Origin of the sequence: Centipeda flueggei ATCC 43531 (assembly GCF_000160695.1) — a bacterium.
In the GTDB taxonomy this organism is placed as follows: Bacteria; Bacillota; Negativicutes; order Selenomonadales; family Selenomonadaceae; genus Centipeda; species Centipeda flueggei.
Map to the genome: position 1 here is coordinate 771,914 of NZ_GG694006.1, position 14,101 is coordinate 786,014.

Sequence of the window (14,101 nt, forward strand, 5' to 3'; positions counted from 1 at the left end):
GCCTCTCCTATATAAAATACTCGATGGTCGCGTCCGCTGTCCGCTTCGTCCGTTCATCAAAGAGCAGCACCGCTTCGCGCGACGTCATGGGGCCAAGGGCATACAGTTCCTTTGTTTCGCGATTAAAACAGGAAAACGGTGCAATGCGGTTGTACTCATGCGGATGTGCGCACGTCACTGCAATGCCCTCCCGCACAAAGGACACATCTGCCTCACGCAGATAGTACGGATCAAAGAGACGGATGTGCTCCCCCGTCATCCCTGTGAGGAGTGCGTAGTGCTCGACCTCATAGAAAAGGCGCACCACCACAACACCGCCGCGTGAGAGTGCATCGTTCACATAGCTGTGCGCACCGATATATACGCTGCGTCCCGTGATGTACTGACAGGAGAGCGGGAACTGCGTTGCACGCGAGAACCCCTCGAGCCAGTTTGTGAGGTACATCATCGCCATGCGCGACGTCCCCTCCTTGCACGCTGCACCGCCCATCCCATAGCAGTCAAGCGAATAGAGCATAACGCTGCGGATGATTTCAGGTGGAACCTCGGCGCGGGGAAAGAGGTAGCTGACCGCATCGAGCAGTGCCGTCGGACCGCAGTCGTACTCCGACATCTGATAGCGCAGAGGAATCTTCATGTATACCCCCATTTCCGCAGGAGATTCGGCATCAGGATCGCAAGAATGACGAGCACTATGCCGCCTGCCTGCACGGGGGCAAAGTGTGTATCAAAAATCAGCCAGGCAAAGAACACGCTCGCAACCGGTTCAATCGTCGCCGTGATCGCCGTCTCCGCAGGACTGAGCCAACGCAGCCCAAGCGCGAACGCGAAGAAAGCGACCACCGTGCCCAGCCCGATGATGACGAAGAGATCAAACCACGTCTGCGCCGTAAAGAAAGAGCCAACATCTGCGATCACCTGCGTCACAGGAAGAAGAGCAGTCCCGCCAAAAAACATACAGACGGCAAGCAGGAAGAAACGATCAAACCGCCGCAGAAGCTGCACCGGATAAATCATCGCAAAGACAAATGTCGCGCCCGAGATGAGACTCCAGACAACACAGTCCATCGGAACCGAGAGGCGCGTTGGATCGCCGCCCGTCACAAGCAGGAATACACCCACCACGGCAGCGGCCACGGTCAGCAGCTCTGCCATGTGCGGCAGCCGCCGCCGGCGGGCGGCGAGATAGAGAATCATCAGTGCGGGGCTGGTCGAACAGATGACCGTCGTTGCCGCCGCATCTCCTGCTGCAATCCCCTTGAAGTAGGAAAACTGAACAATCATAATGCCGAGGATGCCGTGCACCGCCATCTGCAGGAGCAGGCGCGGGCTGCGGCACAGCGTACGCACACCGCGCCGCAGGCCGCCGCTCCACCACGCGAGCAGGAAAAAGAGTCCGCTGGAAAGGAAAAGACGCACCTGTGTCAGTTCCACAGGGATATGATGTGACTGTACGTAGAAGTCCTGTGCCGCTGTCCCGCTTGCCGCCCACATCGTCCCGGCAAGCAGGACGAGGAGCACCGCAGAGACGTGCGACATAGGTTCAGCCCTCCCCCTGCTCCCGCTTCACCACATCGGCAATCGCCGCACAGACCTTCTCAAGCTGTTTCTGGTCGGTGCCCTCCGCCATCACGCGGATCAGAGGTTCCGTTCCCGAGGGGCGCACGAGAACGCGCCCCTCACTGCCGAGAATGCGTTTCCCTTCGGCAATTGCATCACAGATGGCAGGATTTTTCTCCCATCCCTCCTTGCTCTTAACGTGCACATTGACAAGGAGCTGCGGATAGGTTGTCATCATGGCGTTCAGTTCGGACGCCTTTTTTCCGCTGCGGTGCAGGGCTGAGAGCACCTGCAGTGCTGTGACGAGGCCGTCGCCCGTTGTCGCATGTTCCGCAAAGATAATATGCCCCGACTGCTCACCGCCGATCGTATAGCCGCTGCGGCGCATTGCCTCAAGCACGTAGCGGTCTCCGACCGCCGTCACCTCAACGCGTCCGCCGAGTGCCGCAATCGCCTTGTGGAAGCCGATGTTTGCCATCACTGTCGTCACCACTGTCTTGTGCGGCAGATGCCCCATGCGCATCATCTCTGCTGCACAGACGACGAGAATGTGGTCTCCATCGATCAGCGTGCCTGTCTCATCAATACAGAGGCAGCGGTCAGCGTCGCCGTCATGGGCAATGCCGATATCCGCACCGCATTCGAGTACCGTGCGGCGCAGCGAGTCCAGATGCGTTGATCCGCATCCGTCATTGATGTTCACGCCATTCGGAAGCGCATGGATCACCTTGACGTCTGCGCCGAGACGGCGCAGCACCTTCGGCATTGCCTCATACGCCGCACCATTCGCGCAGTCGAGGACGATTTTCATCCCATCAAAACGCTCTGTGCACGTACTCACAACATAGTCGATGTACTGATTTAGCAGATCGTCACGGTACTCCACCACACCGATCTCTTTCCCCGTCGGACGTGCTTCATGGTCGCCGCTCTGAAGGCCGCGGACGAGTGATTCCAGTTCATCTTCCACTGCATCGGGCAGTTTGTAACCATCCCCGCCAAAGAACTTGATTCCGTTATCGTGAAACGGGTTATGCGATGCCGAGATGACAATGCCTGCACTGGTCTTGTGTTCCCGCGCAAGGTAGGCAATCGCAGGCGTTGGCATAACCCCCGCGAGAAGAGCGACTCCTCCTGCCGAGCAGATGCCTGCCGTCAGTGCTGCTTCAAACATCTCACCCGAAACACGCGTATCCCGTCCAATCAAAATACGAGGACGCACCTTGGCATGTGCTCCAAAATAGAGCGTCGCTGCGCGACCAAGCTGATAGGCAAGTTCAGGTGTAAGCTCCGTATTCGCCACACCTCGCACACCATCCGTCCCAAAAAGTCTCACAATAACAGCCTCCTGTGTATCTTCAGCATCATCTTGTGCAATGGGGTGCGTGGATTTTCACACACCCCAAATTTCCTTTATCCTCATCATAATCTACTGTATTCGCTCCAAAAAAGCAAGTGCCGCTTTCAGTCCGTCAAGTGCGGCACTCATAATGCCGCCTGCATACCCCGCCCCCTCACCGATGGGATAGAGCCCTGCCGCATTGACCGCCTGCATGGTCACCGCATCACGCAGGATACGGCAGGGCGCAGAGGAGCGGGCCTCTACGCCAGTCAGCGGCACATCCGCCGCGCCGAAACCCGGCACACGCTGTTCCCAGTGCTGCAGGGCACGCGCGAGCGACGCTGCGCACATATCGGGCAGCACCATTCCCAGCGCGGCATCACGCACACCGGGCATATAGGTCGGTGTAACACAGAAATTCATCAATCCCGTCCGTCCCGCAAGAAAATCTCCTACGGCCTGCACAGGCGCACGATAGTCGCTCCCGCCTGTACGAAAAGCACGCGCTTCAAGTTCCCGCTGGAAGCGAATGCCGCCAAGCACACCGCCGCCGAAATCGACAGGATTGACCTGAACGAGCAGTGCGCTGTTCGCTGTCCCCGAGCCGCGGCAGTAGTTGCTCATCCCGTTCGTCACGAGACGTCCTGCCTCCGAGGCTGCCGCGACCACCATGCCGCCAGGGCACATACAAAAGGAGTAGACCCCGCGTCCGCCCTCCTCATCCCGATAGGTCAGTGCATAATCCGCAGCAGGAAGATACGGACTGCCCGCTGCCGCGCCGTACTGCATACGGTCAATGAATTCCTGCGGATGCTCAATGCGCACGCCTATGGCGAATGGCTTTGCCTCCATCCGTATGCCTGTCTGATGCAGCATGGCATAAGTATCGCGCGCCGAGTGCCCAATGCCGAGAAACACTGTGCCCGCCGGAATGACAGCATCTCCATTGACGATGAGCGCAGTGATGCGCCCCGCATTCAGTGCAATATCTGTTACCTGTGCGCCGAAGCGCACCTCGCCGCCCATAGCGATGATGCTCTCACGCAGATGCTTTACGACCGTGCGCAGCACATCCGTCCCGATATGCGGCTTTTGAAGATACCGTATCTCCTCGGGAGCACCCGCAGCAATAAACGCCTCGATGATCTCAGTCATCCGCGGGTCACGACTGCGTGCTGTCAGTTTTCCATCGGAAAACGTCCCTGCCCCGCCCTCACCAAACTGTACATTCGATGTGGGATCGAGCTGTCCTGTCTGCCAGAAGCGTGCGACATCCCGCATACGGTGATCCACATCCCGCCCACGTTCGAGCACGAGAGGGGCAGCGCCGGCACGGGCAAGCAGCCACGCGGCAAAAATCCCCGCAGGACCAAATCCTACAACAATGGGACGCTCGCAGCCGCGCTGCGGCGTATAAGGAGGAACAGCGAGGGGCTGCGGCTGCTCCGCCCGCTGCACATTCCCGTCACGGCGCATCCGCATGAGGATTCCGCGAGATCCCTTCACCTCGACGTCAATCGTATAGTTCCACCGTATGGGCGTATCGTTCCTGCACCTTGCATCCAGAGCCTTATGAACGACAATCACCCCGTGCACTGCACAGGGTGATACGCCAAGACGTTCTGCGGCAAGGGTTTCAAGGGAACGTACTTCTTCATAGGGTACGAACAAGTTTTTGATGCGTATCATTGTATCGTCCCGACCTTGATCTCCACTGTCACCGTCTGATTCGCTGCCGTTACTCCATTGGGAAGGCGAAGGTGTACCTGCCGCGTACCGCTTTCCTTTACATCGGAGAGAGAGAAGTCCTCCGTTTCGATGCTCGTCACCTTGTCGAGTACATCCTTCGTCCCTGAGATCTCAATGCGTGCTGGCTGCACGGCAATTCCCTCCAGCTTTAGCTGAGGAGGAAGATCACTGCGTGGTTTCGCCTGTACATCGACGGTCTTGCGGGACAGTCCGCGGGCAATCTTCCCCGTAACCTCGGTTGACGCAGGAGAGAGCGTGACGCCCTGTACTTCCCTGCCGTCCGCATTCAGCGGAACGAGAGAAACCGTCGTTGTAAAATCGCCCGTCCGGTCACTGAGACTGACATAGGCAGCAATCTCCGTCACCTGATCGACGAGAGAGCGTGGTCCTTCCACTGTGACCTTGTCATTGGACTGTTTCAGTCCCTCAACGGTAAAGCCGTCAGCCGGCTTCCCACTGGCTGACAGATTGATGCGGAAGGTCCTCTGGATAATGCGGTCGAGGGTTATATTGATCCTATCCGGCGATACACTGACAAGCTCGAATCCATAGGGGATAGATGTCTTCACCGCATAGGCACGTTCCCCCTCCGTAAAATTGGACAGATCCACGCGTGCATGAAAATCACTGTTGTCCGCTGAAACGAAATATGAACGCGGCCCGCGGACACGAATGGTCACCGTGTCCGTTCCCGCGTGCATCAGATAACCATCCGGCACACTCTCCATTGTCACAGGCACGGTATAGGATGCCTCCATGGAGGGGTTCTGATCGTTCATCACATAAAGCCAGAGCACCACGGCGACAATGAGTGCCGCGAGCTTGGCAAGCAGATTGTGCTGAACGAGACTGCCTAGCCTGCTCATGATTTCCCCCTCCAGCTCCGAATCGTTTCCAGAATCGACGAGTGCGAGCTATAGGCAAACGCAGGCGTCAGGATATGGGTCAGGCGCTCCCCGTCCAGATGACGATGCAGACGGCCGTTCTCTGCAATCGAGATCGTTCCCGTCTCCTCACTCACCACAACGATCAGCGCATCGCACTGCTCCGACAGCCCGATTGCCGCTCGGTGACGCGTCCCGAGCTCCGTTGAGAGCGACCGGTTCTCCGTCAGCGGCAAAAGGCAGCCCGCTGCGATCAAGCGTTTGCCGCGGATCACTGCGGCACCGTCATGCAGAGGCGTGTTGGGAATAAAGACATTCATCAGGAAATCCGACGTAATGAGTCCGTCGATCTGAATGCCCGTCGCACTGATATCGTTCAGTCCCATATCACGCTCAATGACCAGCAGCGCGCCAATCTTATTTGCCGAAAGAATTTTGACAGCACTTCGTATCTCGCGGATTGTACTCTGTGCCTCCTCATCATCTAAGAGGGTACCGGGACGGAAAAACTTTCCCTGACCGAGATGTTCGAGCGCACGCCGCAGTTCCGGCTGAAAGACAATCGGCAATGCGACAAAGAGCAGCGTCACACATTTTTGAAGCAGCCATGAAATCACATGCAGATTCAGATAGCTTGCCACCACCGTTATTCCAAGCAGGACAAGAATGCCCTTGCCGAGGGTAATGGCACGCGTATCCTCGAGCATCAGGTAGACACGGTACAGAATGAGCGCGACAATCAGAATATCAAGGACATCCAGCGGCGTGATGGTCGACAGGATGCCGCGAAATTGTGTCGGCATTGTGAAATCAAGCGGCATAAGAACCCCCCACGTTCAAAACATCCCTTTCCAGCTGTATCTCCCCAAATACAAGTCTGCGTATTTTCCCCGGCATAAATCGAGTATCACGGATGATGTTCAAATCTGCCTATATTAAAGTTTCGATTCGAATAGGAAAAATCCTTGTGACCTATACGGCTCTGAAAAAAAAAATTTCGGGACCGCCGTACGAGGTCTTTCAGCCTCGTACAGCAGTCCCGAAATCAGGGGGTCAAAATCAGCAGATCTTGCGGATCCAGCCTTCGGGCGCCTCGACCGTGCCGAGCTGAATGCCGCGCAGCGTATCATAGAGCTTCTGCAGCACAGGTCCCATGTGCTCCATGCCGCTCGGGAACGCGATCACCTGGTCGCCGTGCGTCACCGAGCCGACGGGGGAGATCACCGCCGCCGTACCGCAGAGCCCGCACTCTGCAAAGTCATTCAGCTCCTCGAACGCCACGGGGCGATGCTCCACCTTCAGCCCGAGCACGTGCTCCGCGATATAGACCAGCGAGCGGCGCGTCACCGACGGCAGGATCGACGGCGACTTCGGCGTCACCACCGTGCCGTCCTTCTTGATGAAGAGGAAGTTTGCCCCGCCTGTCTCCTCGACGTGCGTGCGCGTCGCTGCATCGAGGAACATATTCTCGTCGAACCCTGCCGCATGCGCCGCCATATAGGCGTGCAGGCTCATCGCATAGTTCAGCCCCGCCTTGATATGTCCCGTGCCGTGGGGAGCTGCACGGTCAAACGCACTCACGCAGAGGCGGATCGGCTTGATGCCGCCCTTGAAGTATGAGCCCACGGGTGTCGCGAAAAGGCGAAACTGATATTCATCGGCGGGCTTTACACCGATGACCTCGCCTGATGCGAAGATAAAGGGGCGCAGGTAGAGCGATGCGTCCGTACCATAGGGCGGAACGTAGTCACGGTTCGCCTTGACCACCGCATCGACCGCCTCCAAGAAGCGCTCCTTCGGAAAGGACGGCATCTCAAGATACGCTGCCGAGTCATACATGCGCGCCGCATTAAGATCGGGGCGAAACGTCACAATATGCCCATCCGCCGTCTCATAGGCCTTCAACCCCTCGAAGACCTCCTGGCAGTACTGCAGAATCCCTGCGCACTCGCTGATCGCGACTGTCGAGTCAGAGGTCAGACCTCCCTCGTCCCACGTCCCATTCGCATAATTTGACACATAACGCTGCGGCAGAGAACGATAGGCAAACCCCAAATTCTCCCAGTCCAAATCCGCCTTTGCCATAAAAAGCGCCCCCTTCTTTCAAAATGTACGTCCTATCATAGTACCATCATGCGTCCTTGTCAAATGGATTTACCGCGCCGCAGCATCCAGCTCCCTGCGTGCACGCGGCAGACGCTTTAGAATATCACCTGCGATCAGGCCGTTTCCGCGCTTCTCGTAAGCGCGATCCCCCGCATATCCGTGCAGCCACACGCCCACGATTGGCGTCATCCCGCTCTCCATCTGGCGCATCAGTCCGACAATCGCTCCCGCGAGCACATCGCCTGCCCCCGCCGTCGCCATGCCCGCATTGCCGCAGGTGGTAAAGAATGCATCCCCATCGGGGTAGACCACAATGGTGCACGCCCCCTTGACCACAAACACCGCCTGATGATCGCGCGCAGCGTCCCGTGCCATGCGGAGCAGATCCTCTTCCGCCTCCCCCGTCTCCACGCCGAGGAGCGCGGCAAACTCACCGAGATGCGGTGTCAGAATCGGCACCTGCGGCAGGTCGCGCAGCGCATCGAGATGTCCCGAGAACGCCGCAATCGCATCTGCATCCATCACAAGCGGAGCCTTGACCTCCGCCGCAAAAAGACGGACAAATTCGCCCGTCTCCGGCATGCGCCCGATGCCGGGGCCGATGAGCACGGCATCCGCATGCGCCGCGAGCGAGAGTGCCTTCTGTCGTGCATCTTCCCCGCCGAAACAGCCCATGCCCTCATCGGGCAGCGGAACGACCATCACTTCCGTCAGTTTTGCCGCCAAGACGGGATAGATGCGCTCCGGTACGGCAAGCGTCACAAGCCCTGCACCGACGCGCAGGGCGGCCTCTGCCGCCAGTGCTGCCGCCCCTGTCATGCCGAGCGAGCCGGCCAGTACGAGAATCCGTCCGCACGTACCTTTATGTACATCACGTGCACGCGGAGGAAGAAGTTTCGCTGCTGTATCCTGCGTGATGAGAGACTGCCGCAGGCCCTCTCCCGCAAGGAGTGCGTGAGGAATGCCGATGTCGTCAACGAGCAGCTCTCCAACGGCATTCGCTCCCGGACCTAGGAAATGCCCCACCTTTGGCAATCCAAGGGCGAGTGTCCGATCTGCACGAACAGCGACGGATATGATCCGTCCCGTATCCGCCTCTACTCCGCTTGGAATATCGATGGCAATCGTCGGTTTTCCTGCCGCATTGATCTCCTCGATCAGGCGCAGTGCTGTCTTGCGCAGCTCGCCCTTCACCCCTGTGCCAAGGATCCCATCAATCACCGCATCAGCAAAGCGCAGGGAGACCCGCAGGCGATCCCAGTCCCGATCCCCCGCAAGGGAACGGACCTCTGTCCCCATCGCCCTCAGCGCACTGTACATCGCACGGGCGGCAGGACTGAGATGTTCCTCCTCGCCCGCGAAGAACATCTTCACGCGCGCCCCCATATTGATGAGATGCCGTGCTGCTGCAAAGGCATCACCGCCATTGTTTCCGCCTCCGGCAAAGACAGCAAACACCTTGCCCGGCGCACCGCCGATCATCTGCCCCGCTTCCTCTGCCGTCCGCCGCCCGGCATTTTCCATCAGAGCGACAGCGGGCAGCCCATAACTCTCCTCCACTGCTCCATCGATGCGGCGCATATCCTCTGCAAACGATACATTCATCACTGACCCTCCAACATACAGTAAGCCGTCGCATACTCCTTCTCGTGGCTGAGCGTAATCCATATCCGCGTCACGCCCATCTCCGCTGCACGTGCCGCGAAGTACCCATAAAGATGCACCTCGGGCGCGCCGAGTGCACCGGGCAGAATCTCCACATCGTGGAGAGTACCGCCGCGCAGCCCCGTACCAAACGCCTTCAGCACGGCTTCCTTGCCGGCAAATCTGGCGGCGAGGCTTGCTGCCCCTGCACGTCCGCACTGCACGGCATAAGTCCGTTCCGCCTCCGTATAGACACGAATGAGAAAACGTTCATTCTTTGCCGCACGTTCCACGCGCTCCACACGGACGATGTCACAGCCGATCCCAAGAATCATAACATCTCCTTTATCATAACATCCTCTATCATAACAGAAAAGGGATTATTGCGCCACGCAATAATCCCTTCAAACAACCACTGATTCCCTCATCCGCCCGGCAAATTTTTAATGCTGCAGCGGTGCCGGAACGACACCCGGCTGCTGCGGCGCAGGACGCATATCCGTTGACAGCTTATACACACCCTCATCCGATGCGGGCGACGACGCGGATGATGCCGACGGTTCCGCAGCTGATGTGCCGCCGGCCTGAACCGCCCCCGTACCAGCGTCACTTGCCGTATTGCCCGAAAGCTTCATGCTGCGTGCGATGAACACCTCGACGCGTCGGTTCTGCGCACGTCCCTCCTCCGTATCATTCGATGCGATCGGCCGATACTCACTGTAGCCAAGGGCACTAAAACGTGCAGGGTTCAGTGAGGGCTGCACCGCCATCACACCGCGCATCAAGCTGACGGCACGCGCCGAACTCAGCTCCCAGTTCGATGGATACTGTGCCGTTGAGATTGGCACATTGTCCGTGTGACCGGAGATCGTTACGCGCTCGGGAAGCGAGGCGAGCACCCCGGCAATGACGGGAACAATCTTTTCCGCGTCTCCTTGAAGGACGGCAGAGCCGGAGGAGAAGAGCGCCTTCTCCTTCAAGCGAACCATTAATCCTTCTTCGGTTAGTTCCGTGCTCACCTGATCCTGCAGATTATTGTCCTTGATATACTGGTCCAGCTTCTTTTGTGCCTCTGAGAGATCCTGATTCTCCTTCATGTAGGCGGCGTCTGCCGTATTTGCACCGTTCGTCATCGTTGGAGGACTGGGTGCTGTCGATGGTCCCATCCCGCTGAAGAAGGACGGCCCTCCCATATTGAATGCCGCCGTGAAGGCCTGCGCGAGAGCCTGCATCTTCGACGCATCCGTCTGCGACATGGCAAAAAGTGCAATAAAGAGCGCCAAGAGCAGCGTCATCAGATCAGAGTAGGGCAGGAGCCAAGCCTCGTTGAGTTCCTCCTCATGGGGCTTCCCGCGCTTCTTTCTCGCCATATCAGCCCTCTCCCTTCAGCGCCTCACGCTCCGTCTGCGGGATAAATACCATGAGCTTCGCTTCAATTGCTGTCGGCGAATCGCCGGCCTGGAGCGACAGAATCCCCTCGATGATCATGCGCTTCTGACTGACCTCGTGCTCCGATATGATCTTGAGTTTATTCGCAAATGGATGCCAAAGAACATATCCCGTAAAGATACCGAGGATTGTCGCAACGAACGCCGCCGCGATCGAGTGACCGAGCTTGTCGATATCGTTCAGGTTGCCGAGTGCCGCGATCAGACCGACAACGGCACCCAGAACGCCAAGCGTCGGCGCATACGTACCAGCCTGTGTGAACATCGAGCGTCCTTCGGCATGACGCTCCTGCATGATCGCAAGCTCGGCATCCAGAACATCCCCCACGAAGTCCGGATCCATACCATCAATGACCATGCCAAGCCCCGTGCGGAAGAACGGATCCTGGATCTCCTGCGCCTTGCTCTCAAGGGCAAGAATGCCCTCGCGGCGCGCAATCTGCGACAACTCGATGAACTGCTGCACGAGCTGCCCCTTTTCCTGAAGCTGGGGAACTTGGCAGGTCTTCTTGATGAGATTGAAAAAATTTCCCAGCTGTTCCATGCGAAATCCAATGAACAGGCACGAAAACGTACCGCCAATGATGATGAGGAACGCCGCCGGGTTATTGAGCGCCGTCAGCGGTGCCCCCTTCAATATCATACCGACAAAGACCGAGATGAGTCCCATAATAATCCCGATGACTGTTGATTTTTCCAAAACAAAAGCCCCCAATCCATTTTCTCGATCGTCGAACGCACACCTGTCTGATCCGTCAGACACACGTCCATATCTTCCTATATTATTCCATAACGGAGGGAAAAATCCTACCCCTTTTTTAAAAAAAGTTAAAAAAAGAGTAGATTTTTTTCAATAAATTTTTCTTATCCTGTCATATATTGTCTAAAAATATGATATAATAAGCCGTGAATAAAAAAGAGTTATTAGGAGGATGGTCACATGGAATTGCGGCAATTGGAATACTTCCAAATGGCGAGCCGCCTCAAGAATATCACGCGTGCTGCCGAACGTCTCCGTGTTTCCCAGCCGAACATCACTGTCGCGATAAAAAAACTCGAAAGCGAACTTGGCATCCAGCTCTTCGACCGCAGCCAGAAGCAGCTCTCCCTCACGCCCGAGGGCGCAGTCTTTTTGGAGCGCGTCGAGGTAGCACTGCGCAACATACAGGATGCCGTGCTCGAGGTGAACGACTACAAGCAGCTCCAAAAAGGAACGATTAAAATTGGTATTCCTCCTATGATGGGCGCCTATCTCTTCCCAAAGATCTTCTCCAGTTTCCAGCGCCGCTATTCCCACCTCGATGTCTATCTCCATGAAGAGGGCTCCGTCGCCATCCGTGAACAGCTTGAACGCGATGAACTGGACTTTGGCATCATCATCATCCCTGAGTCCTCGCCAAACCTGCAGCTGCTGCCGATGACACGCAGTCAGATTGTTTGCTGCGTCCCCGAAGACAGTGAACTGGCTGAGCGCAAGGCTGTCACATTACAGGACATCGAAGGACGGAATCTCATCATGCTGAAGGAAGGCTCCTTCCTCCGACAGACCATGCTTCAAAAAATGAAAGCAGCAGGAGTCTCTCCGAACATCGTACTCGAGTCCAATCAGGTCGTTACCATTATGGGACTTGTTGCAAGCGGGGTGGGCGACGCCTTCCTGCTGGACATGATCGCACGCGAGGCGCACGGCATCCGTACTCTTCCGCTTGCCGCTCCCGTTTATGTAGACGTAGGGCTCGCATGGAAACGTGACCGTTACATCTCACGCGCCGCACAGTCCTTTATCGATTTTGCCAGGGATACCCTCAGCCACAAAGGAAACACGCCTATACTCTGAATGCAGAAAGGCCTGCGGCGTCCATCGGCTCATGGTACTCGTCACTTCCCCGCAAACAGGGGAAGTGAATCCGGAAAATCCGTGCAGAGGACTGCAAAACGGCAAAAGAGTCACAAGAAGGGGCTGTACACGAAGTTTTCTGCCTCCGTGTACAGCCCCTTCTTATAGTATTAAAACTCAGAAAATCAGATGTGCGATCACGTAGCCGACGCAGCATCCCGAGGAGACCCCGATCAGTCCGGGGATCATGAACGAATGGTTCAGGATGTACTTGCCGATACGCGTCGTACCCGAACGGTCAAACCCGATGCACGCAAGATCGGACGGATATGTCGGCAGGAAGAAGTAGCCGTAGCATGCCGAGATGAACGAAAGGATGAGGATCGGGTCAACCCCGACGTTGATCGCCATCGGCACGACAATCGCAATCGCCGCCCCCTGCGAGTTCACCAGTTTCGACGTGAGGAACGCCAGCACGGCGTACGCCCACGGATAAGACTGCACCGCAGCGCCGAGGAACTGCTTGAGGAAGGCAATGTGATTCATGAAATAGGTATCTGCCATCCATGCGACGCCGTAAACCGAGACGAGAGCAACGACGCCCGAACGGAAGACCTGCGAGTTGCCGACATCCTTTGCCTTGACCTTGCAGGAGACGAGAATCGTCGCACCGACGAGCAGCATGACCATCTGGATGACAACAACCATCGAGATTGCCTTCGGCGCGGCATCCGGTTTCGGCGGGAATTTCGGCAGAAGCTCCGGGAAGTTGCCGAGCACAGCAATCGCAATGATGCCGATGAAGAAGATAATCATCGCACGATAGTATTCCTTCGGCAATTCCTTATCAAGGAGGCTCTCCGAATCACCATAGACATACTGCTTGTTCTCCGGATCACGGATGAACTCCTGGAAGCGCTCATCCTGGTCAAGATCCTTGCCGCGGCGATAGCTCCACAGCGCCGCAAAGAACACACCAAGCCCCGTGGCAGGGATGGACACCGAGAGCACCTGGAACACGGTAAAGTCGTGTCCCGACACGGAGAGAAACGCCACCATCGAGACAACAGCGACCGAGACCGGCGATGCGCAGATCCCCATCTGCGATGCAACGGACGAAACCGCCATCGGACGCTCGGGGCGGATGCCTTGCTTGATGGCAATATCATAGATGATCGGAAACATCGTATAGACGACGTGCCCCGTGCCGCAGAGCACCGTCAAGAACCACGTCGTCAGCGGCGCGAGAATCGTGACGTGCTTTGGGTTATTGCGCAGGAACTTCTCCGCGTACTTCAGCATGACCGTCAGCCCGCCCGAGGTCTGCAGGAAGCCTGCGCAGGTGACCACCGCGAGGATGATCAGCATAACATCGATCGGCGGCTTCCCCGGCTGATAGCCGAAGATAAACGTGTAGATCACGAGGCCGAAGCCGCTGATCACCGCCAGTCCCAATCCACCGTGCCGCACGCCGACGATCAGGCAGACGAGCAGGACGATGAATCCCAGCATCATTTCCATGAAAACAACT

13 protein-coding genes are annotated in these 14,101 nt (G+C 57.2%); 1 reads left to right on the plus strand and 12 read right to left on the minus strand.

Translation table 11 applies throughout. The annotated features are described in order from the left end of the window. Window positions 1-7: 7 nt before the first annotated feature. From HMPREF0908_RS03680 to motA, 11 genes are all read right to left on the minus strand, one after another. Window positions 8-637, minus strand: coding sequence for a hypothetical protein (locus tag HMPREF0908_RS03680; protein WP_006690095.1), 630 nt, complete (start codon window positions 635-637; stop codon window positions 8-10). After that, window positions 634-1,539 (minus strand): DMT family transporter, encoded by a 906-nt coding sequence (locus HMPREF0908_RS03685; protein WP_006690096.1) that lies wholly within the window; start codon window positions 1,537-1,539, stop codon window positions 634-636. The genes HMPREF0908_RS03680 and HMPREF0908_RS03685 overlap by 4 nt, the downstream gene beginning before the upstream one ends. 4 nt (window positions 1,540-1,543) lie before the next feature. After that, window positions 1,544-2,899 carry a phosphoglucosamine mutase gene (gene glmM, locus HMPREF0908_RS03690; RefSeq protein WP_040572393.1) on the minus strand — a complete coding sequence of 452 codons (1,356 nt, stop codon included), beginning with the start codon at window positions 2,897-2,899 and terminating at the stop codon, window positions 1,544-1,546. A 90-nt stretch (window positions 2,900-2,989) separates the two neighbouring features. Further along, window positions 2,990-4,591, minus strand: coding sequence for an NAD(P)/FAD-dependent oxidoreductase (locus HMPREF0908_RS03695; RefSeq protein ID WP_006690098.1), 1,602 nt, complete (start codon window positions 4,589-4,591; stop codon window positions 2,990-2,992). Then, a complete protein-coding gene (locus HMPREF0908_RS03700) occupies window positions 4,588-5,517 on the minus strand; it encodes a CdaR family protein (protein WP_006690099.1) in 930 nt (309 codons plus the stop codon). The genes HMPREF0908_RS03695 and HMPREF0908_RS03700 overlap by 4 nt, the downstream gene beginning before the upstream one ends. Beyond that, window positions 5,514-6,356 carry a diadenylate cyclase CdaA gene (cdaA, locus tag HMPREF0908_RS03705; RefSeq protein ID WP_006690100.1) on the minus strand — a complete coding sequence of 281 codons (843 nt, stop codon included), beginning with the start codon at window positions 6,354-6,356 and terminating at the stop codon, window positions 5,514-5,516. Before cdaA ends, HMPREF0908_RS03700 begins: the two co-directional genes overlap by 4 nt. 238 nt (window positions 6,357-6,594) lie before the next feature. Next, window positions 6,595-7,620, minus strand: a complete 1,026-nt coding sequence (locus HMPREF0908_RS03710; protein ID WP_006690101.1) for a branched-chain amino acid aminotransferase — start codon at window positions 7,618-7,620, stop codon at window positions 6,595-6,597. 69 nt (window positions 7,621-7,689) lie between these two features. Next, window positions 7,690-9,246 (minus strand): bifunctional ADP-dependent NAD(P)H-hydrate dehydratase/NAD(P)H-hydrate epimerase, encoded by a 1,557-nt coding sequence (locus tag HMPREF0908_RS03715; protein ID WP_006690102.1) that lies wholly within the window; start codon window positions 9,244-9,246, stop codon window positions 7,690-7,692. Next, window positions 9,246-9,620: a holo-ACP synthase gene (gene acpS, locus HMPREF0908_RS03720; RefSeq protein WP_006690103.1), complete on the minus strand. Its 375-nt coding sequence runs from the start codon at window positions 9,618-9,620 to the stop codon at window positions 9,246-9,248. Before acpS ends, HMPREF0908_RS03715 begins: the two co-directional genes overlap by 1 nt. 108 nt (window positions 9,621-9,728) lie before the next feature. Then, window positions 9,729-10,655: a flagellar motor protein MotB gene (locus tag HMPREF0908_RS03725; RefSeq protein ID WP_006690104.1), complete on the minus strand. Its 927-nt coding sequence runs from the start codon at window positions 10,653-10,655 to the stop codon at window positions 9,729-9,731. Between the two features lies 1 nt (window position 10,656). Next, a complete protein-coding gene (gene motA, locus HMPREF0908_RS03730; protein ID WP_006690105.1) occupies window positions 10,657-11,448 on the minus strand; it encodes a flagellar motor stator protein MotA in 792 nt (263 codons plus the stop codon). A 225-nt stretch (window positions 11,449-11,673) separates the two neighbouring features. Here motA and HMPREF0908_RS03735 point away from each other — a divergent pair, with 225 nt between their 5' ends. Continuing rightward, complete coding sequence (locus HMPREF0908_RS03735) at window positions 11,674-12,570, plus strand: LysR family transcriptional regulator (RefSeq protein ID WP_006690106.1); 897 nt, start codon at window positions 11,674-11,676, stop codon at window positions 12,568-12,570. A 177-nt stretch (window positions 12,571-12,747) separates the two neighbouring features. Here the strand turns inward: HMPREF0908_RS03735 and HMPREF0908_RS03740 are convergent, their stop codons facing one another. Further along, window positions 12,748-14,091, minus strand: coding sequence for an anaerobic C4-dicarboxylate transporter (locus tag HMPREF0908_RS03740; RefSeq protein WP_040572395.1), 1,344 nt, complete (start codon window positions 14,089-14,091; stop codon window positions 12,748-12,750). Window positions 14,092-14,101: the final 10 nt, after the last annotated feature.

Coding starts and splice junctions, on each gene's coding strand:
- HMPREF0908_RS03700 (WP_006690099.1), bottom strand. CDS start 5,517: ATGAGCAGGCTAGGCAGTCTCGTTCAGCACAATCTGCTTGCCAAGCTC.
- HMPREF0908_RS03735 (WP_006690106.1), top strand. CDS start 11,674: ATGGAATTGCGGCAATTGGAATACTTCCAAATGGCGAGCCGCCTCAAG.
- HMPREF0908_RS03680 (WP_006690095.1), bottom strand. CDS start 637: ATGAAGATTCCTCTGCGCTATCAGATGTCGGAGTACGACTGCGGTCCG.
- acpS (WP_006690103.1), bottom strand. CDS start 9,620: ATGATTCTTGGGATCGGCTGTGACATCGTCCGTGTGGAGCGCGTGGAA.
- cdaA (WP_006690100.1), bottom strand. CDS start 6,356: ATGCCGCTTGATTTCACAATGCCGACACAATTTCGCGGCATCCTGTCG.
- HMPREF0908_RS03715 (WP_006690102.1), bottom strand. CDS start 9,246: ATGAATGTATCGTTTGCAGAGGATATGCGCCGCATCGATGGAGCAGTG.
- HMPREF0908_RS03725 (WP_006690104.1), bottom strand. CDS start 10,655: ATGGCGAGAAAGAAGCGCGGGAAGCCCCATGAGGAGGAACTCAACGAG.
- HMPREF0908_RS03740 (WP_040572395.1), bottom strand. CDS start 14,091: ATGGAAATGATGCTGGGATTCATCGTCCTGCTCGTCTGCCTGATCGTC.
- HMPREF0908_RS03695 (WP_006690098.1), bottom strand. CDS start 4,591: ATGATACGCATCAAAAACTTGTTCGTACCCTATGAAGAAGTACGTTCC.
- HMPREF0908_RS03710 (WP_006690101.1), bottom strand. CDS start 7,620: ATGGCAAAGGCGGATTTGGACTGGGAGAATTTGGGGTTTGCCTATCGT.
- HMPREF0908_RS03685 (WP_006690096.1), bottom strand. CDS start 1,539: ATGTCGCACGTCTCTGCGGTGCTCCTCGTCCTGCTTGCCGGGACGATG.